Genomic DNA, 25,062 nt, shown 5'->3' on the forward strand with positions numbered 1-25,062 from the left:
TCACGGCTGCGGGCCGGCATCCGGTTCCGGCCCGAAATGCAGCACGCCGAGCCTGGCCAGGTCCTCGGGGCGTGCGTAGTACGCCTCTTCAAACTGCTCCAGCGCGTCCTGCTCCGCAGGCGTCATCGCCTCGTACAGATCGCTCAACTCGGTCACCGCCGGATCATCCTCAAAACGATCCAGCAGCCCGCGCATGCCGGCCAGCGCCGCATGGGTCTGGTCCGCACCCATGGCACGCAGCCCCTGCAGGGCCAGCTGGCAGGTGGGGTCGCCCCAGTTGCACAGGAACTGCATGAAGCCGCCGTTGTTGATGTCCGCTTCCATCCGCCACAACGCCACCAGCAGCTGGTCCTGCGCTGACAGCGCGTCCAGCGCCCAGTCCAGTGCATGCAACCGCTGCATGGCATGGTCGTAGCGCGCATCCCACAGCAGGTCCAGCACGTAGACCATGCCGGTGGCCGACGCCGGCGACAGCGCCGGCCAGTTCGCGCCGAGGCCGTCGTCGGTCAACACCCACTGCGCACGCTGCTTCGCCGACGCCTTCTCCAGCCGCGGGTTGCGCGTGAGGAACTCAGCCACCTGCGTGCCGTTGGCCAGCTGTAGGTGTACGTGGGTGGCATCGAAGTGGATGGATTGGATGCGGAACGCAGACAGAGGCATGGCGTTGGGCAGCGGCACGGGCAGGGCCAAGACCTTAACAGAGCTCAATCCATCCCCAGGTAGAGCCGACCGTTGGTCGGCTGCTCCCCATCCATGCCGCCCGCGGCACTGTCGCGCGAACGGCAGCCGACCAACGGTCGGCTCTACCGATCAGACGTCGCCGCCGTCTTCCCAGCCTTCGCCGGTGCCCTTCTGGAACACCGTGTCGCCGTCCTGCACGTCACCGGCGGGCAAATGGTCCTTGGCCTCCAGCGCGGCATAGATCGGGGTGAAGTCCGGTGCGGTCGCCTCCATCAACTGCTCGAAGCTGTCGATGACGAAGTAGGTTTTCTGGAAGGTGTCGATGCGGTAGCGGGTACGCATGATCCGCTCCAGGTCGAAGCCGATGCGGTTGGGCGCAGCCGATTCCAGCGAGTACAGCGATTCGCCCTTGGACGACACAATGCCGGCGCCGTAGATGCGCAGGCCTTCGTCGGTGTTGATCAGCCCGAACTCCACCGTGTACCAGTACAGGCGGGTGAGGTGCTGCAGCGCCTCGGGGCCGATCGCATGCGCCTTGACGCCGCCGCGGCCGTAAGCGGCCATGTAATCGGCGAACACCGGGTTCATCAGCAGCGGCACATGCCCGAACAGGTCATGGAACATGTCCGGTTCGGCGATGTAGTCGATCTGGTCGGGGCGGCGGATCCACCAGGTCACCGGGAAGCGGCGGTTGGCCAGGTGGTCGAAGAAATCCAGTTCCGGCAGCAGCCCTTCCACCCCCACCAGCGTCCAGCCGGTGGCGGCGCCCAGCACCTCGTTGAGCTGGTCGAAGCGCGGAATCATGTGCGCGCTCATGCCCATCTCGTCCTGCGCGTGCAGGAACTCCTTGCTGGCGCGGCCTTCCAGCAGCGCACGCTGGCGCTGGTACAGCGTGCTCCAGGTGGCGTGGTCGTCGGCGGTGTAGGTGTCCCAGGGCTGTTCCACGATCGCGGTGGTGTACACCGGCACGTAACCCTTGTCGGTCTGCTGGTGTTCGACGCGGCGCGGGGCGGTGGCGGTTTCCATCGTGGTGGTCTCCTGAGAAGTCATCTGACGATGCTAGGGCAGGGGGCGCGCAAGAGGTTTGCAAAGTTGCGCGGATATGCCCAACTGGCGCAATATCATTGCGTCCACCTCATGTTGCGGAGCAGCAATGGCCGGAGAACCCCAGTTCGACCGCACGGATCTGCGCCTGTTGGCTGAAATCCAGCAGCACGGCCGTGCCACCAACGCCGAACTGGCCGCCCGGGTGAACCTGTCCCCGTCGGCCTGCCTGCGCCGCGTGCAGCGCCTGGAGAACGAGGGCGTGATTGCCGGTTACGGCGCGCGGCTGGAACCCCGGCGCATCGGCCTGGGCCTGCAGGCGTTCGTCCGCGTGCAGCTGGAAAAGCACGACCAGCACGCCATCGGCGTGTTCGCCGACAGCGTGGTGGAGTGGGACGAAGTAGTCGCCTGCCACGCCCTCACCGGCGACATGGACTATCTACTGCACATCTACGTGCGCGACCTGGAGCACTTCTCCAGTTTCCTGCTGGACAAACTGCTCAACGCCGCCGGCGTGGCCGACGTCAATTCCAGCTTCGTGCTGCGCACGGTGAAGGATTTCCGCGCGCTGCCGTTGTCGCAGCTGGAATAACGCGGATCGCAAAGGCGATCACGTGGTGGAACCGATCGCTGATCAGTTGCGCGACCACCCCAACACGGTAGAGCCGACCATTGGTCGGCTACGCGACCACCCCAACACGGTAGAGTCGACCGTTGGTCGACTGAGCACTGCGTCGCAATGCTCAACATTGAAATGCGTTTAATCCTGCTCCGATAAAAAGGCGTCCTGCCGTTGCGTGCGCTGTATTCGCGGCCTTGCCCTTTCTCCTGCTGACGCAATTGCCTCTGTAACCCCCAGCGCCGCGCGACGCACCATGCGCGCGTGCGTTAGGGAGATGACGGATGGTCAAGGGTGCCGGAGCGCCACGCCACGGGGCAGTGGGAAACGGATCACAACATGGAATAGGAGCCTCGCGTCCTGTATTCAGGAGCCATGAGTAACAGGAGCGCGCTTTCATCAAGGCGTTAGGGTCGGTTAGGGTGAGAAGCGTATGACGGTTGGACGAGGATGAACGCGATTACTGACTCAATTCTGATTTTGCGGGGTCGACTCAGCTCCGTTGAAGTCGAAGATACGACTGCCTCCATCTTCTTCACTGGTTCCGATCAGATCGGCATGGCTGCAACCGGCGTGCTTGCCGCTGCCTCTGGCCTTAGCGGTATAGCAGCCGGAATGGCCTTCATGTCGACCGATGAATCGCACGAGCCAATTGTCGAAGCTAGAGTTGTTGTGAACGACCAGCCAGTAAGGGCTCTTCTTTGGTCATTTCCCTTCAAGGAAGGGGACGATGTCGAAATCGTGGGTGAGAGCCTGGGCGGGGAATTTGTTGCGTACGCTGTTCTCTCGCCGAGCAAGCGCCTGATATCCCTTTATCCTCATGTGTCTTCTGGATCGAGTGCCCATCTAGCTTCGGTTTTGAAGATTAGTGCAATTGTTTCTACCCTATTTCCAGCAGTAGCCTTCTTAGTGTTCGTCGCGCTTGGGACATTTATGTCGCTAGGTGAGGATTGGTGGCCCTTCGTGGCAGTTATGGCTGCAGGAAGCGCGGCGGTCGGCGTGATCTTATTTATCATCGGAATACGGATTGGCAATCGCTTCCAGCCTTTCGTGAAAATGGCCGACAGAATATTCTCTGCCTTGGGCTGGTCTGATGCCAAGCGGATAAGTCTGAGGCGCATCTCGCGTGAGAGGAGATTGCCGGGAGATCCCGCTGAATTGGGGGATCGATATTTCAGATACTAGTGGCTGCGATGCCAGCGATCCCGAGCGATGGCCGCCCGCAGCGGACCGTGGCTCCGCAGCTGGGTTCTTAACGTAGGAGGCTTGGTGCTCAAGAGTTGTCGAAGGCCATGCATTTCTCGAAGCAAAGCTGATCGCTAATGGATATGGCCCTACATTGTTGCGCAGGATCATTCCCCCGAACTGATCTATCTGGCGCGCCGGTACCAAGGCTCACCACTGCGGACAACCACCGCCCAGCGATCACTGCAAAGCTAAGAGCTTCGGCGCCCGGGGTTGACAAAAATGCGCGGGCATCTATCAAGTGCCAGGTTCGGTTGAGGTAAGGGCCAGATGAGAGTTTGATGCGTATGAACGCGAAATCTGATTCAATTGAAGTAGTGAGGGGGCGGCTCAGTTCCGTGCAAACGGAAGCCACAACTGCTTCGATGTTCTTTACGGGGGGCGAACAAATTGGAATGGCCGCAACTGGCGTCCTTGCCGCTGCGTCCGGCCTAAGCGGTATAGCCGCTGGAATGGCCTTCATGTCGACGGATGAATCGCACGAGCCAGTCGTTGAAGCTAAAATTGTCGTAAATGGCCAGGCAATGAAAGCTCTTCTTTGGTCATTTCCCTTCAGTGAGGGAGACGATGTTGAAGTAGTGGGTGAGTACCTAGGGGGTGAATTTGTAGCGTACGCCGTGCTCTCGCCGAGCCAGCGCCTGATAGCCCTTTATCCGCATGTCTCTGCAGGATCAAAGGCACATCTACGATCAGTGCTTAGAATTGCTGCCTTGGCTTCTTCAGGAATAACCATGGGCGTCTTCTTATTGCTGGTCGCAATGACTGCATTCATGGCACATGGTGCCGACTGGCTCGGCTTCATTGGAATGCTTGCTGCTTCAGGCTTGGCATTCGGGATCATCCTGTTCATCATCGGTCTGCGGATTGGGAATCGATTCCGACCATTTGTAAGAATGGCCGACAGAATATTTTCCGCTCTGGGTTGGTCCAATGCCGAGCAGATAGACCTGAGGCGCAGCTCGCGAGAGAAAAGACTGCCGGAGGACTCCGTTGAGCTGGGCGACCGATTCTTCAGATACTGAACATCGCGATGTTAGTAACCCGGAGTGGCCCGTCGTTCCCAGTTCAATAGCGATCAATTATGCGACGGGACGGGATGCCGGCAACATGAATCATGAAGTCTGAGTCCATGGCGGCCAATGCTTTCAGTACCCTCCGCGTCATTCGCGGAACGGTGAGTAACTTGCAAACAAAGAACATCGTAGTGAGTACGCTGCTGCGTCAACGTGACCGAGAGGGAGTTGCTGCAACGGGTGCGCTCCTCGCCGCGATGGGTCTCAGTGGTCCGGCAGCGGCCATGGCGATGAATGAAGTTGAGGACATGGACGAACCTGCAACTCTGGCTTCTTTCGAACTCAGCGAGTACACCGTGGAGGCGTTGCTCTGGAACTGGCCGTTCAACGAGGGCGATCAGCTTGCAGTTGTTGGACGAGACATGGGTGATGGTCGTTTCATCGCACTGGCTGTGCTCCATGAGGTTGATCGAACTATCGTTCTGTACCCGCATCTTAGCGCTGGCCGTGCTGCGCATTGGAGGAAGGTGGCGCGGCTGTCGCTCCTTGTAGGAGTACCCGCCACGCTTCTGGGCGGTGTTGCTGCACTGCTCGGATTCCTTGCTCTCGATGAGAGCCTCTCAGGGCTTTGCAAGGTCTTTCCCTGGGCGGCGTTGGCTAGCATTTCCATGTTCTGTTGGGTTGGCTACAGGCTCGGCCGAAGGCTGGTTCCTTTCACGAGAATGGCAGAAAGCGTCTTCAGGGCGCTGGAGTGGGCGGATGTGAAGAATATCGATCTTAGGGCGCTAGAGAAGGGAGCGAAGAGGTTCGAGGATCCTCCCGCACTCGGCGACAGCTATTTCAGGTATTAGACGAACTGTCGGGGGCGGAAGGTGCCCCAGGCTCGACTGGTGCGACCGCGAACGACCTGCTCGCTCAAGCTGCTTCATCTTTACGCAGGTCGTCGGCCTTACCCCCACGACCGAGCTTGAGACAGGTGTTGCTTGGGCGTAGTTAAAGATGGTCGCCCGAAGCTGGCGGATTTGTTTCTTTTGACAGAGCTCATGAGAGCAAAATTCAAATGGGCTTGAAATAATAATGTATCTGCTTGAGATGTTGAGTTGGAGATCAAAGCTATCCTGCAGCGAGAATACGCAGCGTAGGATGGAATCAGTGACTGCTGATGATCATCTGAGAACTGATTTTTCCGTGGGCGCAATTGCGGATCCTGGTGCGGCACTTTTCTCGTACGATGAGCGATACATCGATGTGCAAGGTGCTTGGCAGGAAGACAGACGTGGAATCATCACGTTCGCGTTCATAGGCGCCATGTACCTACTGCAGTACATGGCACTGTTCGGGAATGTAGTTCCTGGAATCAAGGACATGATGTCCGGCTTCGATCCATTGGGGAGGCCGCTGACGGCAGAGGGCTATATATTCATTCCCCTGTTCATTCTGATGTGGGTTGTTGCGAACGTGGTGTTCTTTCGATTTGCGTGGCGATGGCTTCGCCTTGAGATATTTGTTCAAAGAAGGATTGTTGTCCGCTTTAACAGGATCACCAAGCAAGTGCATCTAAACAGGCCGGCCTACGCTGGAGGAGTTGTCACCTTTCCTTGGGAGGCCACGATCGCTGATATGGTGGGGGGCGACGGACGCTCAAGGAACCAAGGGGGCACGTTGCTTCTTGCATGGCCCTCCCACTACAGCGGCGCGGGGTTTGACGATCTTTGCATCGTTGGTGGTGCAGTTGAAAATCGACAGCAAGCAGAGGCACTGTGGGAGTACATCCGGCGCTACATGGAGGAGGGGCCGGACGCTGCACCTCCTCCAGCGCGCCTGAGAGCTCTATTCCCTTGGCCGTGGGATTCGGTCCGCTCCACATTGAGTTTCCTTGTCCCGTCATGGCGCACTGGCGACAAAGGGCTTTTGCTCACGTTCGCGCTGATCTTGTCGCCCCTGCTGCTGCTCCACAGCATCTGCCATTGGCTCTCGCTGCTTCTGTGCTGGCCTACCCGATGGTCCGGGATCATCAAGAACGCAGGCTTGCCTGGAGCTGCTGTTCCCCGATTGACGGTTGCAGAAGATTTCGGCGTGGAAGTTGCCAGGAAACTAAGGGCATCAGCCATCAAGGTTGTCGATGAGCCGGATGACCATGCCGGGCTGCGTCGTGCAAAAAGCTCTATTGACGTTGATTTCAAGTGACGGGCCAAAATGTATCTTCTTGAAATGCTGTACTGGAAATCGAAGACGTCTAAAGACGTCGCCTCGTCGCTTCGTACGGCGGAGCGGGAGGGCGCGGGTTACCCCAACATCAGGCAAAGAGCTGAAGTGCCGCCAGATGACGGATTCGCACTTTTTAGTGTTGGCGAGAATTTCATTGACGTTCAGGGTGCTTGGCAGGAGGATCGGCGAGGCGTAGTTGCATTCCTATTCATTGGATTAATGTATTTTCTTCAATACCAGATATTTTTCAATCTAGTTCTCCCGGGCATCGGGAGCGTCTCTTCGGGCATAGGCCCTATGGGATATCCCCTCACTACTGAGGGATATATATTCGCTCCCCTTTCTATCCTTGTTTGGCTTGCGGCCAACATTGTTCTTTTTCGATTCGGCTGGCGCTGGATTCGCTTGGAGATCTTCACTCAGCGACGGCTTGTGATTCGCTTTAACAGACTCACCCGGCAGGTGCACATAAATCGTCCCTCCTATGCCGGCGGAATCGTGACATTTCCCTGGGAGTCTACCGTTGCGGATATAAGCGGCGGTGACAAGGGCTCGCGTCTTGGCGATGGCGTGCTCGCACTAGTTTGGCCGGCGCGTTACAGCGGTGCAGGTTTCGACGATTTTAGTCTGGTCGGCGGTACTCTGTCAGACCGCGATAGGGCTGAAGCACTATGGGAGTACATCCGGCGTTACATGGAGGAGGGCATCAATGCCGTTCCTAGTCCGACCAGGCTTCGTTCGATGTTTCCTTGGCCATGGGATTCTGTTCGATCAACTTTGAGTTTTATGAAGCCTTCTTGGCACAACGGTGACAAGGGGATGGTGCTCACATTCGCGCTTCTGCTCTCGCCCTTGCTGCTACTCCACAGCATCTGCCATTGGCTCTCGCTGCTTATGTGCTGGCCTACATGGTGGCCCAGGATCATTCGTCGCGCCGGACTGCCCGGTGCGCCCGTGCCGAAGCTGACTACTGCAGATGACTACGGCCCGGAGATGGCCGCGAAGCTCAGAGCGTCGGCGCTCAAGGTCGTCGACAACAACAGTGCTTCATCAGGACCCTAGCTTCGCTTTGGGTGAGATGGCTAGAGCGCACCTTCTCACTGCAAATGAAGGACGGATCTACAGGGAAGGTATAACTCGACCATCAACGGCGGAAGGCCAGTTTTGTGAAAGAAATTGTTGCAAACGAGTCTGTTGAGTTGGTTGACTTCTCATCCCCTGTTCGTGGGCGGGAGGGGGTCATGTACCCATTGAAACACTGGCGTCCAGAGGAGGTGGATCTCGACTTTGTCATGGACATCGGTGAGGGAGAGCTTGTTGTTGCGCCTAACCTGACAATGCTCTCTGGAGCCAAGGGTGGCGCTCTCTGGATGATTGGTGTCATTTTACTGGTTGATGCTGTTTTTATGCGCATAATTATCAAGTTCATTGCGCTGCATAATGACTACGTAGCAGCCGCTATCCCTGGTGCGTTTATCTGCATAAGCATTCCATTTTGTATATGGATACTAAGTTCCATCAGATGCAAAAGTCGCATTGAGCCAGTGCTGTTCAATCGGGAAGACGGGACGGTAAAGCACTACGGTGCTGACCGTGTCACAACGTTGGATTGGGCAAATCTGAAGCCTTTCATACGCATCGTGCGGGCCGTTGGAACCGCAGGTGGTGCTCAGGTGCAACTGCTCATCCTCGCAGAGTTTGACAGCACCTCGCGCAGGGTTGGAAGGGAGGTTGTAGTGGGCCGAGGAGACGTTGTCAGTGCTGGTTCGCTGAGATACGGGTTCTTTGAGGCATACATGGGCAAAACTCTTGAAGCGCTACCCGCGTTCCGATTGGCGTCGCTTCATATGAGCTGGATGCAGCGCATCGCGTCAAGCATCTGGATGGTCCCCGCGTTGGGCGCCAGCTGGCTTGGGGAGAGGCCTTGGTCAGGCTGGATAGCGCTGGGCACTATCATCAACACCGTTATTGCGCTTCCTTTGCTGGCTGCTGAGCTTGTGGCCGCAAAGATCTCGCTTGGACCCTGCGGTGAAGCCGCGTTGGGGCCTTGGAAAAAGCGATTCGCAGCGCTTCCGGAGGAGTCCAAGCTGCGGACACTTGCGCGTCATCGCGGTGGCATGTTCGCACCGGCCAGACGCTGGCTGTTCGCTTCGATAGCGATCGGATGTGTGTTCTGGCTGGCCGTAGGTGCGTTCTGGGTGATGCTGATCACCTCTAAAACGTCCTAGAACCATTTGGAGCATGTTGAGGACCATGACGCATGCCGCGATTAAGACATCGGGTACGCGGCACCGGTTGCACTGTCCAAGCGTCGTTCAATGGCATCTCGGAACCGGCACTTTGCCGCCGGGTCCGACGGATTGAACGCGGCGAGCGGCAGTGCAGCGTAGGCAGGGGCCGGTGCAATTGCGTCGTTTGGGGGGAGAGCAGCCGGGCAGAGCCCGGCGCTACAGAACCTTGATCAGCACTTTTCCTTGCGCCCCATCAGGCGTCCCACGCGCGACGGTTCATCGCACTTGGGCTTCGGCGGCGGTGGCGCCATCGCGGCCGCACGCGCCCGCTGCAGTTGCTGCACCTTCGCGCGGATCTGCGGCATCGCCGCCATCGCGGCTTTCTCGCCTTCCAGGATCGCGTAGCCGCGCTGGCTGAAATCGGCTGCGCCGATCTCCAGCACCTTGGGGCGGATGATGATGTCCGCGCGGGCCAGTTCCTGCTCGCCCAGGCGCTGGCCCATGATCGAGATGGACTGGTTGACGATGCCCAGCATCCCGGTCGGCGACTTGCCGCTGGCCTTGCTGGAAATGTCCACGGCGATGACGAAGTCCGCGCCCAGCTGGCGCGCGGCATCCACCGGCACCGGGCTGACCACGCCGCCGTCGACGAAGCTGTTCTTGCCGATCTTCACCGGCTCGAATACGCCGGGGATGCTGCTGGACGCACGTACCGCCTGGCCCACGTTGCCGCGCACGAACACGGCGCGGTCGCCGGTGTCCAGGTTGGTGGCCACGGCCGCGAACGGCTTCTGCAGTTTTTCGGCGGGGCGGTTGCCCACCTGCGCGTTCACGTAGTCCTGCAGCTTCTGGCCCTGCACCAGGCCGCCGGAGAACAGGCGCACGTCGCGGATGCTGGCTTCGTCCAGGGCCACGGCCTTGGACTGCATCTGGAACGCGTCCATGCCGCTGGCGTACAACGCGCCGACCACGCTGCCGGCGCTGGTGCCGGACACCACCACCGGCTCGAAGCCGTTGGCTTCCAGCATCTTGATCACGCCGATATGCGCAAAGCCCTTGGCCGCGCCGCCGCCCAGGGCGATGCCGATCTTGACCGGCTTGGCCTGCACCACCGGGGTGGCCACCGGTGGCGGGGTCGGGCGCACGGGGTCACCGCCGCAGCCGGCGAGCAGGCCGAGAGCGGCAACAGACAGCGTCAGGCGAATACGGTGCAGTGATTTCATCGGCGTGGCAGAAAGTGAATGGGCATCGAGGGCGTCAGCATACCGGTACTGCCGACCGTTGGCCGGCAATGGCGGAGCGCCGGTTTATATCGGGTTGCCGGCCACCGGCCGGCCCCCTCAGAACCGGTTGTCGCCGTCCAGGATCCGGCCGATGCCGCCCAGCACCGAACCCTCGCCACGGCTCTGCCCGCCGGCCTGGGGCGCGGCCATCCACATGCGCCCGGCCAGGCGCGAGAACGGCAGCGACTGCAGCCACACCTTGCCCGGGCCGGTCAGCGTGGCCAGGAACACGCCTTCGCCGCCGAACACCATGCTCTTGATGCCGGCCACGCGGCGCACGTCCATGTCCACGCTGGCGTGGTAGGCCACGATGCAGCCGGTGTCCACGTCCAGCCGCTCGCCGGCGGCCAGTTCCCGCTCCACCACGCAGCCGCCGGCATGCACGAACACCCAGCCGTCGCCCTCCAGCTTCTGCATGATGAAGCCCTCGCCGCCGAACAGGCCGGTCATGATCTTGCGCTGGAACTGCACGCCGATCTGCACGCCGCGCGCGCCGGCCAGGAAGCTGTCCTTCTGGCAGATGAGGCGGCCGCCGTGCTGGTCCAGCTTCATCGGCAGCACCGTGCCGGGGTAGGGCGCGGCGAAGGCGACCTTGGCCTTGCCCTGGCCGGTGTGCGTGTACAGGGTGGCGAACAGGCTTTCACCGGTGAGCACGCGCTTGCCCGCGCTCATCAGCTTGTCCATGAAGCCGCCGCCCTGGCCGCTGTGCGAGCCGTCGCCGAACACGGTGTCCATCTGCACCGCGGCGTCCTTGAACATCAGGGCGCCCGCCTCGGCGATGGCGCTTTCGCCCGGGTCCAGCTCGATCTCCACGAACTGCATTTCATGGCCGACGATGCGGAACTCGATGTCGTCGGCGCGCTGGCTGCGGCCACCGGGGCCGGGCAGGGGCGGCGGCGCGCCCTGCGGGGCGACGCTGCCGGCCAGCAGCTCGGGCACCTCGCTGATCGCCATCCAGCCGCTCATGCCCTCGCACCAGACCAGCGCCCGCGGGTTGAGGTGGGCGTACTTGCGGGCGGCGGCATCGTCGAGGGGACCGGTGCGGTCGGCCTGGCCGGAGGTATGGAAGTACCACTGGGTCATGGCGGTGTGCCTGGCAGACGGAGGAGGGAGCCAGTCTAGGGCGGTCGACGGAAGGCTGAGTGGGCCGGAAGTCGTGATCGGCGTCGAAAACCGCAACCCGTCTTCACATCCGGGTGGCCGGATCTTGGTAATGAATGACCGGAATTTGCGACGCTGTTGCTGTACTGCAACAATTGTCTGGTAGCGCCGGTCCACCACCCCTCCCAACACAGCCTAAAACGCCATGTTCCCGAACCGCACTGCCCACGGCCGGTTTCCGTCCGTGCACCCGCTCGTCATCGCCCTTGCCGCCCTGCTGCCATTGACGGCCGCAGCCCAGGACGCCCCCGCCACCAAGGATCCGGTCGCCCTCGACACCCTGCAGGTGACGGCCCAGCGCCGTGTGGAAAACGCCAAGGACGTCCCGGTGTCGATCTCGGCCATCCAGGGCGAGAAGCTCGACGTGCTCGGTTCGGCCGGCGACGACATCCGCTTCCTGTCCGCGCGCGTGCCCAGCCTGAACATCGAATCGTCCTACGGGCGTGCCTTCCCGCGCTTCTACATCCGCGGCCTGGGCAATACCGACTTCGATCTCAATGCCTCCCAGCCGGTCTCGCTGGTGTATGACGACGTGGTGCAGGAAAGCCCGCTGCTGAAGGGTTTCCCGCTGTTCGACCTGGCCGGTGTGGAAGTGCTGCGCGGCCCGCAGGGCACGCTGTTCGGGCGCAACACCCCGGCCGGCGTGGTCAAGTTCGATTCGGCGCGCCCGTCGCAGGACGCCGACGGTTACGTCAAGGTGGCCTACGGCAGCTACAACACCTGGAACACGCAGGGCGCCTACGGCGGTCCGCTGACCGACCGCTGGTCGGCACGCGTGTCGGCGCTGTACCAGCGCCGCGATGACTGGGTGACCAATACCCGCGCCAATGCGCCCGCGCAGGGCTTTGAAGGCTACGACGAAGCCGCCGCCCGCCTGCAGTTCCTGTACGAAGGCGACGACCTCGAAGCGCTGTTCAACGTGCACAAGCGCAAGCTCAACGGCACCGCGCGCCTGTTCCGCGCCAACATCCTCAAGCCGGGCACCAACCAGCTGGTCGAGAACTTCGACCGCGACGAGGTCTCCACCGACGGCCAGAACTTCTCGGAACTGGAAACCTGGGGCGCCAGCGCGCGCCTGAAGTGGGACCTGGGCCGGGTGACGCTGCACTCGATCACCGGCTATGAAACCGCCGAATCGCTCAACCACGGCGACATCGACGGCGGCTACGGCGCCAGCTTCCTCGGCGCAGGCAACTATGGCCCGGGCAACATCCCGTTCGCCTCCGAGTCGGCCGATGGCCTGCCGCACCACCGCCAGTGGACCCAGGAGTTCCGCATCGAATCCAACGAATGGGGCCGCTTCGACTGGCAGGCGGGGCTGTTCTACTTCGATGAAGACGTCACCATCGACAGCTTCAACTACGACTCGCTGGCCCCGGGCAACCCGCAGAACGGCCATGCCGTGCAGAGCCAGCGCAACAAGGCCTGGGCGGCGTTCGTGTCCGGCGATTTCGACGTGACCGAGCGCTTCAAGCTGCGCGGTGGCGTGCGTTACACGCAGGACAAGAAGGACTTCAGCGCCAGCGTGCTGCAGGCCGTGCCGTTCGGTACGCCGGTCAGCGGCCCGTACCTGGCCAACACCGACGTCAACGACGTCAGCTGGGACCTGAGCGCCGTCTACCAGATCACCGACAACCTCAACGCCTATGCACGCGTGGCCAAGGGCTTCCGTGCGCCGTCGATCCAGGGCCGTCTGGCCTTCGGTGGCGTCTCCCAGGCCGACTCGGAGAAGGTGATTTCCTATGAAGCCGGCATCAAGGCCGACCTGTTCGACCGTCGTGCGCGCCTGGGCTTCAACGTGTTCCGCTACAACGTCGATGGCCAGCAGCTGATCGCGGTGGGCGGCAGCAATAACACCGCCACCCTGCTCAACGCCGACAAGACCCTGGGCCAGGGCGTGGAACTGGACTTCGAGGCCTACCTCACCGACCACGTGCTGCTCACCCTGGGCAGCAGCTACAACGACACCGAGATCAAGGACCGCGACCTGGCGGTGGCGATCTGCGGTGGCGGCTGCACCATCACCGACCCCACGACGGTCATCGACGGTTCCACCTACGCACTGGTCAACGGCAATTCGCTGCCGCAGGCGCCGAAGTGGATCCACAACCTGACCCTGCGCGCCGGTTTCCCGATCAACGACGCCAGCGAGCTGTACGTGTACACCGACTGGGCTTACCGCAGTGAAGTGAACTTCTTCCTGTACGAGTCGCCGGAGTTCCGCAGCCGCTCGTCGCTGGAAGGTGGCCTGCGCCTGGGCTACAACTGGGATTACGGCCAGTACGACGTGGCCGTGTACGGCCGCAACCTGACCGACCAGGTGCGCGTGGTGGGCGCGATCGACTTCAACAACCTCACCGGCTTCCTTAACGAACCGCGCACGTTCGGCGTGGAGTTCACCGCGAAGTTCTGAAGGTAGGTACCCACCGTGGGTGGGTACGCACGGCAAACGAAAACGGCGCGGAGAAATCCGCGCCGTTTTCCGTCATACCGGTAGAGCCGACCGTTGGTCGGCTGCCCAACGCGCCTACAACGCGCTCTCAGGCCGCACCTTCAACACCGCTTCCTCGGCGGCGCAATCGCGGCTGGAATGCAGCCCGGCCTTGCGTGCCGCGGCGATCTCCTTGCGCGCAGCCAGCAGATCCTTGTTGAACGCGGCGTTGTCGTGCAGGCGTGCCACGGCGGCCGCACCCATGAACCGCCCTTCCAGGATGTCGCTCTGCCAGTGCACGTTGCACACCAGGCGGCTCTCGCCGTAGTTGCGGCCACGCAGCTGGATTGCATCGGCGCGCTCGGGGGCGATCTCCGACAGGATCAAGGCCCACGCCCAGCCGATGGACGTATGGCCGGACGGGTACGAGCCATTGCCGCGCAGCCCTTCTTCATCGTCGGGCGTGCAGGTGGGTTCGCCGTTGACCATGAACGGGCGCGCGCGCTGGTAGTGCTTCTTGGCGGTGCGCGTAGCCGAGCTGGCATCGATCCGGCTGCGCTCCAGCAGGCGGTACAGCGCGGGCGTCTTTACCGCGTCCACGTCCATGTCGATGGCGCAGGAGAACTGGTTGGCACCGGCCGGGAAGCCGAGCTCGGCATCGATATGGGCCTGCGCGAAGCGGGGGCTGCCACGTAGCGCGCGGGCTTCACGGCTGACCTGTTCGTCCAGCGCGAAGCCGGCCGAGCCGGCTGCCGGCGGGGCCGGCACCAGCGCCAGGCTGGCTGGCACCGCGTCGGCCTGCAGGTAACCCACCGCCTTGGTCGTGACCGATGCCTCCACGGCCGTGGTGCGCGGTGCGCCGGTGGTCGTACAGCCGGCCAGGGCCACCAGCACGGCAACGGTCAGCAGGGGGCGCAGGACGGGGGCGGCAGACGACGACATCGGCAGGACTCGCAAAGGGGGAGCCGGCATGATCGCAGCTTCACCCGGCCGCGACAGTGGCCGTTCGTCATGCGGCCAGATCCGGCACGCCCGGCAGTCGGATGACGGAAACCCGCGACTGGTTCACGGAATTGGGCCGCCGCGCGACATAGCTTCGGCGCAGGCGCCATCACTCGTCATATCTCTATGGATAGATGCACTGCATGGCAACGCGGTAGCGCCGGTCATCAGGGGGATCACCTGCAAGGGAGCAAACGGATGCGAAGCAACGCGGGATGGACGGGCGGTGGACTCGCCCTGGGCTTGATGCTGGCGTGCGGCACCACGCACGCGGCCGATGTGGTGGGCGTGGCGTTCGTGCACGGCACCGGCAAGCAGACCGATGCACGTACGGACTACTGGCAGCCGGGCATCATCGACACCGTGCGCCAGGGGCTGCCCAACAGCAGCAACTACACGGTCATCAACTGCGATTTCGAACAGTACATGTGGAAGCCCGAGGCGGCTGGCTGCCTCGCTGGGCAGCTGACCACCTTCATCAACACCAAGGGCATCACCAGGCTGGTGGTGATCACCCATTCCAACGGCGGCAACGTGGTGCGCTGGATCCTGTCCAACCCCACCTACGACAGCCGCTACCCGAAGATCATCCAGACCATCGGCAAGGTCACCGCGCTGGCACCGTCTTCGGCCGGTACGCCACTGGCAGATGCCGCGCTCAACGGCAACACGTTTGAAACCTCGGTGGGCTGGCTGCTGGGCTACAAGAGCGACGCCGTGCGCCAGCAGCAGGTGGGCCACATGGCCACCTACAACGCGCAGAACCTGTATGGCACCGCCGGACGCCCGGCGCTGCCGAAGCCGTTCCGCGCGGTGGTCGGCTCGGACGTGGAGTCGGCGGTGTGGGACAGCAACAGCTACTGCGGCGGGTATGCGCAGAACGTGGGGCTGGAGTTCACCCAGAACTGGTTGAACAGCTGTTCGGACGGGTTCCTGGAGTGCAGCAGCCAGAAGGCCGCCGGCACGCTGTGGTTCACCGACAAGGCGCGCACCCAGGGCGCCGAGCCGCTGAGCCACAACCAGAGCCGCCGCGAGTGCTTCGGCCTGGGCACGATCCTGCGCAACGACCTGACCCTGTGAGGAGCACGCCATGACTTCAAGACTGACGATTGCCGCCGCTGTTGCCGCGGCGCTGGTGGCCCTCCCGCTGCACGCCGCGCAGCCGCTGCTGGCCCGCAGCAGCGACCAGCTGGCGCCGCGCGTGGAAAGCGCGCCCCTGCAGGCCGACGGCATCGAGCGGGCCCCGGTGAGTTTTGCCTGGGCATTGGACCCCGCCGCTACGCTGACCGCGCCTGCGCCCTTCGTGGCCACCAGCCGCAGCTACTGGGAAATGGTGGACGCGGCCACCCTGCAACGCGGCCTGGACCTGCCGCTGACCGCACCGGATGCGGTGATCCAGGTCAGCCCGGCGCCGGGTGCCCGCGCGCTGGCACCGCAGCAGTGGCAGGTGCGCGACCCGGCCGGCACGCTGGCGGTGGACAAGGTGGTGGATGACCAGCAGCTGCGTGCGGCCGGCATGGCGGTGGGGCAGGGCAGCGCCATGGTGCGAACCGGGCGCAGTGCCGCGGTGGGTACCTATCGCCTGCAGAGCGCCCAGGCGCAGGGCCGCTACGTGGTGCAGGTGCTGGAGCCCAACAGCACGGTGGCGCTGAAGCTGCAGGCCAGCCGCCAGCAGGTGCTGGCCGGTGGCAGCGTGGAACTGAGCGCGCGGTTGCTGGATGACCGCGGCACGGCCACGCTGGGCGGTGCCACGGCGGCCGCGCGCACCCTGCCGGCCGGTGGAGAGGCGTTGCTGGTGGCCCCGGATGGCCGCAGCTGGCCGGTGCCGCTGGTGGCCGGCAAGGATGGCCTGCGCGCACGCGTGACGATCCCGCAGGACATCGGCCCGGTGCAGGGGCTGTGGGAACTGCAGGCCTTCGTCAGCGCCAACGGGGTACAGCGTGATGGCAAGGTGGCCTTCGCGGTGGCCCAGCCCACCGCGCGCTTCACCGGCCAAGCTGACGTGGACCTCGCCCGCCGCACGGTGACGTTGCCGCTGCAGATTGGTGCGCCCGGTCGCTACGAGGCGCGCGGCACGCTGTACGCCACCGGCCCGGACGGCCAGCTGCGGCCGGTGGCGCAGGCGCACAGCGCGGCGTGGTTCGACCGCGCCGGCCCGGGCGCCATCGCGCTGCCCTTCGCCAGCGTGGCGTTGCCGCGCGGGTATACAGCCCCGTTCGAGCTGCGCGACCTGCAGCTGCAGGACCAGGGACGGATGGCACCGATCGAGTCACGCGCGGTGGCGTTGAAGTTCTAGGCACCGCGGGCGACGGAGGCGATACCCTCCGTCGCCCGGCGGTAGAGCCACCCCATGGGTGGCTGCCTTTCATCGGGCACCCGTGCACCGCCAGCCACGCATGGCGTGGCTCTACCATTGGGGGCGCGGACACGGTACCCGTCACGCGCCAAGGTAGCGCCACCCCATGGGTGGCTGCGCGCCCTATCCGGCGAACGCGCTCAGCCGGCCCTCGTGCTCCACCACCTGGATCGGGCCGCCGAACACTTCCGACAGCGGCGCGTCGCGCAGCAGGTCGTCGCGCGGCCCATCGGCGATGATCCGGCCACCGCGCAGCAGCACCACCCGCGCGATCTCCGGGATGACCTCCTCGATGTGGTGGGTCACCAGCACCAGGGTGATGCCTTCGGCGGCCAGCCGGCGCATGGTGGCGATCAGGTGCTGGCGGGCGATCAGGTCCAGCCCGGTGGACGGCTCGTCCAGCAGCAGCGCCTGCGGCCGGTTGACCAGCGCCCGGGCGATCAGCACGCGCCGGGTTTCACCGGCCGACAGCTCGGCATAGCCCCGCGCCAGCAGCGCCAGCGCACCGGTCAGAGCCAGGGTTTCACGCACGCGCTGGCGCATGTCGTCGGTGACCTCGCGGAAGGCCGGCACCACGAAGCTGGCGAAGAAGCCCGACAGCACCGCTTCCTCCACGGTCAGCCCGGGCATGTCGGCCAGGTTGCTGCTCAGATCGCCGGTGACGATGCCCAGCTGCGAGCGCAGCCGGTCCACCTGCCAGCGGTTCTGGCCCAGCACCCGCACCGCCACGCTGCCATCGGCATGCGCCAGCGGGTACAGCTCGCGGGTGATCAGCTTGATGAAGGACGACTTGCCGCAGCCGTTGGGGCCCAGCAGCGCGGTGTGCTGGCCCTGGGCGATGCGCAGGCTGAGGTCGTGCAGAACCCGGACCTGGCCGCGGATCACGCAGGCACGGTCCAGCTCGATCAGGGGGACGTTGGCGGCCAGGGGCGCCGAAGAGGCTGCGACTGTCATGAATGCGGGGGCATGCTCACGAAGGAGGAAAACAACTGAATGACTGCGCAAAAATCGCACCAGACGGATGAAGTTTGCAACTGCAGGCCCCATCATGTCCCAAGGTGTACCTGTTCCCTTGCTGGCCGTTCGCGGCCCGGAGTCCTGCGATGCTCGATACGCTCCTCAACTTCCTGACCGGCGGTGTCGTCGGCCTCGGCTGGTGGGGCATGGCACTGGTGCTGCTGGTGTTCACCCAGCTCACCATCTTCGCCGTCACCCTGTACCTGCATCGCAGCCAGGCGCACCGTGGCGTGGATTTCCACCCGGTCATCGCGCATTTCTTCCGCTTCTGGACCTGGCTCACCACCTCCATGATCACCAAGGAGTGGGTGGCCATCCATCGCAAGCACCACGCCAAGGTGGAAACCGACGAAGACCCGCACAGCCCGGTCACCAAGGGCATCGGCATGGTGTTCTGGCGTGGCGTGGAGCTCTACCGCGAAGCCCGCGCGATGCGCGCGGACATCGAGCAGTACGGCCGCGGCGCACCGGACGACTGGATCGAACGCAAGCTCTACACCCCGCACGCCAACCTCGGCCCGGTCGCGCTGCTGGCCATCAACAGCCTGCTGTTCGGCCTGCCGGGCGTTGCCCTGTGGGCGATCCAGATGGCGTGGATCCCGTTCTGGGCCGCCGGCGTGGTCAATGGCCTGGGCCACTGGTGGGGCTACCGCAACTTTGAATCGGCCGACACCTCCACCAACCTGACCCCCTGGGCGTTCTGGATCGGCGGTGAAGAGCTGCACAACAACCACCACGCCTTCCCCAGCTCGGCCCGCTTCTCGATGCGCCGCTGGGAGTTCGACATCGGCTGGGCCGCCATCCGCGGCCTGCAGGCACTGCGCCTGGCCAAGGTGCTGCGCGTGGCTCCGTCCATGGACGTACGCCCGAACATCGCCGTGCCGGATGCCGAAACCCTGAAGGCGCTGCTGTCGCACCGCTTCCAGGCCATGACCGACTACCAGCGCAACGTGTTCGTGCCGGCCCTGCGTGAAGAGGCGGCGATGGCCGGCGCCAAGCTGCGCAAGCTGCTGCCGCGCCGCATGCGCCGCGGGCTGGTCAACGACGGCCGCTGGCTCAAGCCGGACTGCCGCGCCCAGCTCAGTACCTGGGTCGAGCAGCGCCCGCGCATCCGCGTGCTGGTCGAACACCGCGCGCGTCTGGCGGCCCTGCTGGAAGCGCGTGGCAACGATGCCGCCGAGCGCCTCAAGCTGCTGCAGGCGTGGTGCCACGAGGCCGAAGCCAGCGGCATCGCCGCGCTGCAGGCCTACGCCGCCCGCCTGAAGGGCTACGCGCTGACGGCGCACTGACCGGTGCGCCCTGGCGTGATGAACCGTAGAAAACGCCGCCTCATGCGGCGTTTTTCCTGCATGGCCCTGCTGATGGCCGCCGGCATGGCGCAGGCGCAGGTGGCCGACACCGGCAGCTACCTGCAGCGCATGGATACCGACGGCGATGGCCGGGTCAGCGTCGAGGAATACGTGCAGTGGATGATGTATGCCTTCGAGCGCATGGACCGCAACGGCGACGGCGTGCTCAGCGCCGATGAACTGCCCGGCGGCAAGGGCGCCCCGATCACCAAGGAACAACAGCGGCAGACCCTGATGCAGCGCTTCCACAAGCAGGACGCAAATGGCGACGGGTACCTGAGTGCCAAGGAACTGGCCGCGCCGCCGCGGTGAGCGTGGTCTGGCCACCAGGTGAAGCGTTGGGCGATCATGCTCGGCATGGACGATCTGATCGAGGAATGGTGTGAATTCTGCGCGGGACGCAGCGAACAGGAAACGTGGTACTTCTCGGGCCTGCTGCAGGGCGTTACCGAGGCGGCGGTCCTGACGCAGGTGTTCGCATCCTTTCCTCACGCCGATGCCCTGGAGGCGCGCGCCTTGGACGTGCTCCAGGCCGGTCGCTGGGGCAATCATCTCTACCTCCAGCCCGCCCACGAAGGGAATGCACAGGCCCGAGCCACCGCCGCGCGTGCGTGGCTGGACGAACTGGCGCGCGTTGCCGGCGCGAATGGCGAACCGGCGTTGCAGGCAACGCTGCTCAGCGTCCCGGTTGTCAGCACATCGTCCGACCGACTGGAAGCGGCTCGGTCCACGTCCGAACCGTCGGCCTACCTGCACGATGTGATCTGCGAGGTAGTGAGGAATGCGCGCAGGCTGGACACCGCGCAGGTCGCCGCACTGGACGAGGCGCTGTACCACGTCGCTTCGGATCTGTACCTGGGCTGGTACATCTCGCAGCCGCTGGCACCTGACGCCATCGATTTCGCGCCCTATCTGGCGCTCTGGCGTTTGGGGGGATGTAGCGCGCTGGTCGAGGATGCATTCCTGGTCCAGGAGTGAACGGAGCGCATGCGACTCGTTGAGTAGAATTTCCCCATGCCTGAACTGCCCGAAGTAGAAACCACCCGCCGCGGCCTGGCCCCGCACCTGGAAGGCCGCCGCGTGCATGGCGTGATCCTGCGCCGGCCGGACCTGCGCTGGCCCATTCCCGAAGAGATCGGCGCGCTGCTGCCCGGGCAGGCGATCGAGGGCGTGCGCCGCCGCGCCAAGTACCTGCTGCTGGATACCGCCATTGGCAGCGCCCTGCTGCACCTGGGCATGTCCGGCAGCCTGCGCGTGCTGCCCGGCGATACCCCCGTGCGCGCGCACGACCACGTCGACATCAGCCTGGACAACGGGCGCCTGCTGCGCTTCAACGACCCGCGCCGGTTCGGCAGCCTGCTGTGGCAGCCGGCCGGGGAAACCCACGCACTGCTGGCGGGGCTGGGCCCGGAGCCGCTGGAGGAGGCCTTCAACGGCGATTACCTGTTCCAGCGCAGCCGGGGCCGCAGCGCGTCGGTGAAGACCTTCCTGATGGACCAGGGCATCGTGGTCGGGGTGGGCAACATCTACGCCGCCGAAAGCCTGTTCATGGCCGGCATCAACCCGCTGCGCGAGGCCGGGAAGATCTCGCGCGCGCGCTACCAGCGCCTGGCCGATGCCGTGAAGCAGATCCTGGCCTACGCCATCACCCGCGGCGGCACCACCCTGCGCGATTTCATCAACCCCGACGGCGCCCCGGGCTATTTCGAGCAGGAACTGCTGGTTTACGGCCGTGAAGGAGAGCCCTGCCGCCAGTGCGGCCGGCTGCTGCGGCACGCCACCATCGGCCAGCGCGCCAGCGTCTGGTGCGGCTACTGCCAGCGCTGAACCCTCGCACGCCCGTCGCCTTGGCGGCGGTATAGTCCGCCCAACGTCACCGGCGGGGGTGTGCGATGGACGAAGCACCGGATATCACCGTATGGCTGGATTCAGCCCGCGCGGGCGACCGCGCCGCCCTGGACCGGGTGCTGACCCTGCTCTACCAGGAGCTGCACAGCATGGCCCGGCGCCAGTTGGCCGGCCAGCAGGGGCGCACGCTCGATGCCACCTCGCTGGTCCACGAGTCCTACCTGAAGCTGCTCGGCGCACGCGGTGCGGCCCGCTTCGAAGACCGCGCGCACTTTTTCGCCTATGCCGCCTCGGCCATGCGCAGCGTGGTGGTGGATTACGCGCGCAACCGGTTGGCGCGCAAACGCGGGGGCGACCTCAAACGGGTGGACCTGCCCGAGAACAGCAGCAGCGGCGTGCGCCTGGATGAAGACCTGCTGGCGCTGGACGTGGCCCTGGCCCGGCTGCAGGCCGTAGACGGCCACCTGGCCAAGGTGGTGGAGCTGCGCTATTTCGCCGGGCTGTCCGAACAGGAGATCGCCGATCTGTGCCAGCGCTCGGAGCGCAGCATCCGCCGCGACTGGCAGAAGGCGCGCATGTTCCTGCTGGCCTCGGTGCGCGACGACTGAACGCGGCGGGCAATGACGGTCCCGCGTGGCGGCGCGGGCGGTGGTACATCGTTCGGGGAGCAGATCGATGGAAGCGTCGCGCTGGCGGCAGGTGTCTTCGCTGCTGGACCAACTGCTGGAACTTGCCGACGGGCCGCGTGCGCAGCGGCTGGCGCAGCTGCGCCTGGCCGATCCGACGCTGGCCGACGACCTGGAACGCCTGCTGGAACACGAGCGCGACAGCCACGAGTTCATGGCCCAGCAGTTGTGGACCGCCGCCCCGCAGGACAGCCGCGCCGGCACCCTGATCGGGCCCTACCGGTTGTTGCGCGCGCTGGGCGAGGGCGGCATGGGGGAGGTCTGGCTGGCCGAACGCGCCGATGGCCTGTACCAGCGCCAGGTGGCCCTCAAGCTGCTGCGCAGTGGCTATGCCGACCCGGGCCTGCGCCAGCGCTTCAGCCGCGAGCGCGAGATCCTGGCGCGGCTGCAGCACCCCAACCTGGCCGAACTGCTCGATGCCGGCGTCGATCTGCAGGGCCAGCCTTACCTGGCGCTGGCGTATGTGGAAGGTGAGCCGATCACCGACTACTGCCAGCAGTTGCAGCTGCCGCTGGAACGCCGCCTGCAGCTGATGCTGCAGGTGTGCGCGGTGGTCACCCACGCACACGCCAACCTGATCGTGCACCGCGACCTGAAGCCCTCCAACATCCTGGTCACCGCCCACGGTGAAGTGAAGCTGCTCGACTTCGGCATCGCCAAGCTGCTTGACGACCCGGAGGCGCGCGACAACGCGCAGCATCCGGCCACCGAGGCGCGCGCGTTCACCCTCCACTACGCCGCCCCCGAACAGGTGCGCGGCGAACCGGTCACCACGCTCACCGATGTGTACTCGCTGGGCGTGGTGCTGTTTGAAGTGATCACCGGGCGTAAGCCCTACCGGTTGCGCCGCCACAGCGATGCCGAATGGGAGCGCTCGATCCTGGAGGTGACCGCACCGCGCGCCTCGGCGGTGGTGCTGCGCGGCAGCGCCGGGAGCTCGCCCACGCTGGCCGATCGGCGGCTGGCCCGGCGCCTGCGCGGTGATCTGGACACCATCCTGCTCAAGGCCCTGCAGAAGGAACCGGCACAGCGCTATGCCTCGGCCGAAGCGCTGGCGCAGGACCTGCGCCGCTTCCTGGAAGGCCGGCCCATCCATGCGCGGCCGCAGCGCACCCTGTACCGCCTGCGCAAGTACATCGGCCGGCACCGCTGGGGCGTGGCGGTGGGCTCGCTGGGGGCCGTGGCGCTGGCTGGCCTGGCGGTGGTGGCGCTATGGCAGATGCAGCAGGCACGGCGCGAAATCGCCCGCGCCCAGGCCATGCAGGAATTCACCGTGGGCCTGTTCGACCGCGCCGCCGGCGTGCGCCATGGCAGCTTCGACGTGCGCCAGCTGCTGGCCACCGGGCAGCAGCGCGGCGAGGCCGAGCTGGCCGATCAGCCGTTGTCGCTGGCCGATCTGCAGGGCGTGATCGGACGCCTGCGGATCGGCATGGGTGACTATCAACTTGCGCTGCAGACGCTGGACCGCCAGCGCGCACTGCTGGAGCAGGCGGGCGAGGTGCCACCCCCGTTGCAGCTGGAAGCGGTGACCCAGCGCGGACGCGCGCTGCGCATGCTGGGCCGCTCGCGCGAGTGCGTGGCGCACATGACCCCGATGCAGTCGCTGGCCGCGCAACAGCGCAGCGCGCTGCCCGGCCTGGTGGCCGAGTACCACGCCCAGCTGGGCCGCTGCCAGCAGCTGTTGGGCTACCGCGATGAGGCGCGCGCGGCCTTCGCGCTGTCGCTGGCCGTGCGCCGCGACGTCCTGCACGACACCGCCGGCACCGCCGAGAGCCTGTCCGACCTGGCCGCGCTGGACAGTGACGACGGCCGCCCGCAGGCGGCCCTGGCCGGCTACCAGCAGGCGCTGCAGCTGCTGCAGCTGCGGCCCGGCGAGCGCCAACCGCAGCTGATCGTCCTGCGCCGCCACCTGGGCGAGACCCTTGCCGCGCAGGGTGACCTGGCGGCCGCCGAGCAGACCCTGCACATCGCCTGGTCCGATGCGGTCAGCCTGTATGGGCCGGACCATCCGGAGACCTTGTCGATCCGGCGCCTGCGTGGCGTGCTGGCCCTGCAGCGCGGTGACCTGCGCCAGGCGGACGCGACCCTGCAGCAGGTCCATCGCCTGACCCGGCTGGCGCTGGGCGAGCAGCACCGCGACACCGGCCTGAGCTGGCACGCGCTGGGCCTGCTGGCGCTGGAGCGCGGTGACAGCAATGAGGCCGTGGTCGATTTCGAGCATGCCGTGGCGATCTGGCGGCAACCGGACTGCGTGCGGTTGCTGCCGCAGGGCCTGTACGACTACGGCAGTGCCTTGGCCCAGGCCGGGCGCTGGCAGGCCGGGTTGGCCGCCCTGCATGAAGGCCGCCAATGGCAGGCCGCGCAACGCGGCGACCACGATCCGTCGGTGCAGCAGGCCGACCTGCGGATGGCCGAGATCACCAGTGCCTACGGCGACCCGCGCCAGGCCGGCGACCAGCTGGCGCAGTTGATGCTGCGCCACCGGCAGGGCGGTGCCGAGGCCATGGCCGGGCAACAGGCCCTGCAGCTGGCCTGGGGCCGCAACCTGGCCCGCATGGGGCAGGACGTGGAGGCCGAGCGCGTGCTGTTGGCGGTGGCCGACAGCCGCGCGCCGGACCCGGCCAGCACCGCCGTGCGCTGGCAGGCGCGCACCCGCCTGGCCGCGCTGCACTGCGCGCAGGTGCCGCTGCGTAGCCGCGAGGCGCTGCTGCGGCTGCAGGGCGAGGCCCGGGTGCAGTGGCCGCAGGGCGGGGCCGCGCTGCGCGACATCGACCAGGCGCTGCAGGCCTGCGCCACCGCCGCGCTGGCTACCACCCGCTGAGCGGCGGGCTGGCTGAACGCCACGCGCGCGCCACCTCGGCGATTTAACGTTCGCCTGCCTATGATGG

22 protein-coding genes are annotated in these 25,062 nt (G+C 65.1%); 16 read left to right on the top strand and 6 right to left on the bottom strand.

The window, feature by feature from the left end; genetic code table 11:
• A complete protein-coding gene (locus AC6CHL_RS16350; protein ID WP_498295345.1) occupies positions 1 to 660 on the bottom strand; it encodes a DMP19 family protein in 660 nt (219 codons plus the stop codon).
• Between the two features lie 150 nt (positions 661 to 810).
• Entirely contained in the window at positions 811 to 1,707 is an 897-nt protein-coding gene (gene phhA / locus AC6CHL_RS16355; RefSeq protein WP_038692706.1) for a phenylalanine 4-monooxygenase, read from the bottom strand.
• A gap of 127 nt (positions 1,708 to 1,834) precedes the next feature.
• Here phhA and AC6CHL_RS16360 point away from each other — a divergent pair, with 127 nt between their 5' ends.
• The 7 genes from AC6CHL_RS16360 (at position 1,835) to AC6CHL_RS16390 (ending at position 9,038) form a co-directional block, all read left to right on the top strand.
• On the top strand, positions 1,835 to 2,317 hold the full coding sequence (locus AC6CHL_RS16360) for an Lrp/AsnC family transcriptional regulator (RefSeq protein ID WP_038691453.1): 483 nt from the start codon (positions 1,835 to 1,837) through the stop codon (positions 2,315 to 2,317).
• Between the two features lie 477 nt (positions 2,318 to 2,794).
• Positions 2,795 to 3,529 (top strand): putative type VI secretion system effector, encoded by a 735-nt coding sequence (locus AC6CHL_RS16365; RefSeq protein ID WP_498295347.1) that lies wholly within the window; start codon positions 2,795 to 2,797, stop codon positions 3,527 to 3,529.
• Positions 3,530 to 3,870: 341 nt separating this feature from the next.
• A complete protein-coding gene (locus AC6CHL_RS16370; RefSeq protein WP_498295349.1) occupies positions 3,871 to 4,611 on the top strand; it encodes a putative type VI secretion system effector in 741 nt (246 codons plus the stop codon).
• 107 nt (positions 4,612 to 4,718) lie between these two features.
• Entirely contained in the window at positions 4,719 to 5,453 is a 735-nt protein-coding gene (locus tag AC6CHL_RS16375; RefSeq protein ID WP_498295434.1) for a putative type VI secretion system effector, read from the top strand.
• 301 nt (positions 5,454 to 5,754) lie between these two features.
• A complete protein-coding gene (locus tag AC6CHL_RS16380) occupies positions 5,755 to 6,789 on the top strand; it encodes a DUF6708 domain-containing protein (RefSeq protein ID WP_498295351.1) in 1,035 nt (344 codons plus the stop codon).
• 9 nt (positions 6,790 to 6,798) lie between these two features.
• Positions 6,799 to 7,872, top strand: a complete 1,074-nt coding sequence (locus AC6CHL_RS16385) for a DUF6708 domain-containing protein (RefSeq protein ID WP_498295353.1) — start codon at positions 6,799 to 6,801, stop codon at positions 7,870 to 7,872.
• Between the two features lie 179 nt (positions 7,873 to 8,051).
• On the top strand, positions 8,052 to 9,038 hold the full coding sequence (locus AC6CHL_RS16390; protein ID WP_498295355.1) for a hypothetical protein: 987 nt from the start codon (positions 8,052 to 8,054) through the stop codon (positions 9,036 to 9,038).
• A gap of 233 nt (positions 9,039 to 9,271) precedes the next feature.
• Here AC6CHL_RS16390 and AC6CHL_RS16395 read toward each other — a convergent pair whose 3' ends face one another.
• Both AC6CHL_RS16395 and AC6CHL_RS16400 read right to left on the bottom strand, forming a co-directional pair.
• Entirely contained in the window at positions 9,272 to 10,264 is a 993-nt protein-coding gene (locus AC6CHL_RS16395; RefSeq protein WP_498295357.1) for a patatin-like phospholipase family protein, read from the bottom strand.
• 117 nt (positions 10,265 to 10,381) lie between these two features.
• Complete coding sequence (locus AC6CHL_RS16400) at positions 10,382 to 11,407, bottom strand: TIGR00266 family protein (RefSeq protein ID WP_038691444.1); 1,026 nt, start codon at positions 11,405 to 11,407, stop codon at positions 10,382 to 10,384.
• A gap of 223 nt (positions 11,408 to 11,630) precedes the next feature.
• On the opposite strand from AC6CHL_RS16400, the gene AC6CHL_RS16405 reads away from it, so the two are divergent.
• Positions 11,631 to 13,898 (top strand): TonB-dependent receptor, encoded by a 2,268-nt coding sequence (locus AC6CHL_RS16405; protein ID WP_498295359.1) that lies wholly within the window; start codon positions 11,631 to 11,633, stop codon positions 13,896 to 13,898.
• 114 nt (positions 13,899 to 14,012) lie between these two features.
• Here the strand turns inward: AC6CHL_RS16405 and AC6CHL_RS16410 are convergent, their stop codons facing one another.
• Entirely contained in the window at positions 14,013 to 14,858 is an 846-nt protein-coding gene (locus AC6CHL_RS16410; RefSeq protein WP_498295361.1) for an acid phosphatase, read from the bottom strand.
• 258 nt (positions 14,859 to 15,116) lie between these two features.
• On the opposite strand from AC6CHL_RS16410, the gene AC6CHL_RS16415 reads away from it, so the two are divergent.
• The gene (locus AC6CHL_RS16415) at positions 15,117 to 15,998 is read left to right on the top strand and encodes a lipase family protein (protein WP_498295363.1); all 882 of its coding nucleotides are present in this window, start codon (positions 15,117 to 15,119) and stop codon (positions 15,996 to 15,998) included.
• A 10-nt stretch (positions 15,999 to 16,008) separates the two neighbouring features.
• Complete coding sequence (locus tag AC6CHL_RS16420; RefSeq protein WP_498295365.1) at positions 16,009 to 17,214, top strand: DUF4785 domain-containing protein; 1,206 nt, start codon at positions 16,009 to 16,011, stop codon at positions 17,212 to 17,214.
• A gap of 183 nt (positions 17,215 to 17,397) precedes the next feature.
• Here AC6CHL_RS16420 and AC6CHL_RS16425 read toward each other — a convergent pair whose 3' ends face one another.
• A complete protein-coding gene (locus AC6CHL_RS16425; protein WP_448132653.1) occupies positions 17,398 to 18,228 on the bottom strand; it encodes an ABC transporter ATP-binding protein in 831 nt (276 codons plus the stop codon).
• Positions 18,229 to 18,377: 149 nt separating this feature from the next.
• Here AC6CHL_RS16425 and AC6CHL_RS16430 point away from each other — a divergent pair, with 149 nt between their 5' ends.
• The 6 genes from AC6CHL_RS16430 (at position 18,378) to AC6CHL_RS16455 (ending at position 24,995) form a co-directional block, all read left to right on the top strand.
• Complete coding sequence (locus AC6CHL_RS16430; RefSeq protein ID WP_038691435.1) at positions 18,378 to 19,580, top strand: DesA family fatty acid desaturase; 1,203 nt, start codon at positions 18,378 to 18,380, stop codon at positions 19,578 to 19,580.
• Between the two features lie 42 nt (positions 19,581 to 19,622).
• Positions 19,623 to 19,952, top strand: coding sequence for an EF-hand domain-containing protein (locus AC6CHL_RS16435; protein WP_498295367.1), 330 nt, complete (start codon positions 19,623 to 19,625; stop codon positions 19,950 to 19,952).
• A gap of 45 nt (positions 19,953 to 19,997) precedes the next feature.
• Positions 19,998 to 20,618 (top strand): hypothetical protein, encoded by a 621-nt coding sequence (locus tag AC6CHL_RS16440; RefSeq protein WP_498295368.1) that lies wholly within the window; start codon positions 19,998 to 20,000, stop codon positions 20,616 to 20,618.
• Between the two features lie 36 nt (positions 20,619 to 20,654).
• A complete protein-coding gene (gene mutM, locus AC6CHL_RS16445; protein ID WP_498295370.1) occupies positions 20,655 to 21,467 on the top strand; it encodes a bifunctional DNA-formamidopyrimidine glycosylase/DNA-(apurinic or apyrimidinic site) lyase in 813 nt (270 codons plus the stop codon).
• Between the two features lie 65 nt (positions 21,468 to 21,532).
• The gene (locus tag AC6CHL_RS16450) at positions 21,533 to 22,096 is read left to right on the top strand and encodes an ECF-type sigma factor (protein ID WP_038691429.1); all 564 of its coding nucleotides are present in this window, start codon (positions 21,533 to 21,535) and stop codon (positions 22,094 to 22,096) included.
• 67 nt (positions 22,097 to 22,163) lie between these two features.
• Entirely contained in the window at positions 22,164 to 24,995 is a 2,832-nt protein-coding gene (locus tag AC6CHL_RS16455; protein ID WP_498295372.1) for a protein kinase domain-containing protein, read from the top strand.
• Positions 24,996 to 25,062: the final 67 nt, after the last annotated feature.

This window comes from Stenotrophomonas sp. GQ19, assembly GCF_059758695.1.

What these genes read in the sequence shown, in the direction of transcription:
- AC6CHL_RS16350 (WP_498295345.1), bottom strand. Translation starts at nt 660, where the DNA reads ATGCCTCTGTCTGCGTTCCGCATCCAATCCATCCACTTCGATGCCACC.
- phhA (WP_038692706.1), bottom strand. Translation starts at nt 1,707, where the DNA reads ATGGAAACCGCCACCGCCCCGCGCCGCGTCGAACACCAGCAGACCGAC.
- AC6CHL_RS16360 (WP_038691453.1), top strand. Translation starts at nt 1,835, where the DNA reads ATGGCCGGAGAACCCCAGTTCGACCGCACGGATCTGCGCCTGTTGGCT.
- AC6CHL_RS16365 (WP_498295347.1), top strand. Translation starts at nt 2,795, where the DNA reads ATGAACGCGATTACTGACTCAATTCTGATTTTGCGGGGTCGACTCAGC.
- AC6CHL_RS16370 (WP_498295349.1), top strand. Translation starts at nt 3,871, where the DNA reads ATGCGTATGAACGCGAAATCTGATTCAATTGAAGTAGTGAGGGGGCGG.
- AC6CHL_RS16375 (WP_498295434.1), top strand. Translation starts at nt 4,719, where the DNA reads ATGGCGGCCAATGCTTTCAGTACCCTCCGCGTCATTCGCGGAACGGTG.
- AC6CHL_RS16385 (WP_498295353.1), top strand. Translation starts at nt 6,799, where the DNA reads ATGTATCTTCTTGAAATGCTGTACTGGAAATCGAAGACGTCTAAAGAC.
- AC6CHL_RS16390 (WP_498295355.1), top strand. Translation starts at nt 8,052, where the DNA reads ATGTACCCATTGAAACACTGGCGTCCAGAGGAGGTGGATCTCGACTTT.
- AC6CHL_RS16395 (WP_498295357.1), bottom strand. Translation starts at nt 10,264, where the DNA reads ATGAAATCACTGCACCGTATTCGCCTGACGCTGTCTGTTGCCGCTCTC.
- AC6CHL_RS16400 (WP_038691444.1), bottom strand. Translation starts at nt 11,407, where the DNA reads ATGACCCAGTGGTACTTCCATACCTCCGGCCAGGCCGACCGCACCGGT.
- AC6CHL_RS16405 (WP_498295359.1), top strand. Translation starts at nt 11,631, where the DNA reads ATGTTCCCGAACCGCACTGCCCACGGCCGGTTTCCGTCCGTGCACCCG.
- AC6CHL_RS16410 (WP_498295361.1), bottom strand. Translation starts at nt 14,858, where the DNA reads ATGTCGTCGTCTGCCGCCCCCGTCCTGCGCCCCCTGCTGACCGTTGCC.
- AC6CHL_RS16415 (WP_498295363.1), top strand. Translation starts at nt 15,117, where the DNA reads ATGCGAAGCAACGCGGGATGGACGGGCGGTGGACTCGCCCTGGGCTTG.
- AC6CHL_RS16420 (WP_498295365.1), top strand. Translation starts at nt 16,009, where the DNA reads ATGACTTCAAGACTGACGATTGCCGCCGCTGTTGCCGCGGCGCTGGTG.
- AC6CHL_RS16425 (WP_448132653.1), bottom strand. Translation starts at nt 18,228, where the DNA reads ATGACAGTCGCAGCCTCTTCGGCGCCCCTGGCCGCCAACGTCCCCCTG.
- AC6CHL_RS16430 (WP_038691435.1), top strand. Translation starts at nt 18,378, where the DNA reads ATGCTCGATACGCTCCTCAACTTCCTGACCGGCGGTGTCGTCGGCCTC.
- AC6CHL_RS16435 (WP_498295367.1), top strand. Translation starts at nt 19,623, where the DNA reads ATGCGGCGTTTTTCCTGCATGGCCCTGCTGATGGCCGCCGGCATGGCG.
- AC6CHL_RS16440 (WP_498295368.1), top strand. Translation starts at nt 19,998, where the DNA reads ATGGACGATCTGATCGAGGAATGGTGTGAATTCTGCGCGGGACGCAGC.
- mutM (WP_498295370.1), top strand. Translation starts at nt 20,655, where the DNA reads ATGCCTGAACTGCCCGAAGTAGAAACCACCCGCCGCGGCCTGGCCCCG.
- AC6CHL_RS16450 (WP_038691429.1), top strand. Translation starts at nt 21,533, where the DNA reads ATGGACGAAGCACCGGATATCACCGTATGGCTGGATTCAGCCCGCGCG.
- AC6CHL_RS16455 (WP_498295372.1), top strand. Translation starts at nt 22,164, where the DNA reads ATGGAAGCGTCGCGCTGGCGGCAGGTGTCTTCGCTGCTGGACCAACTG.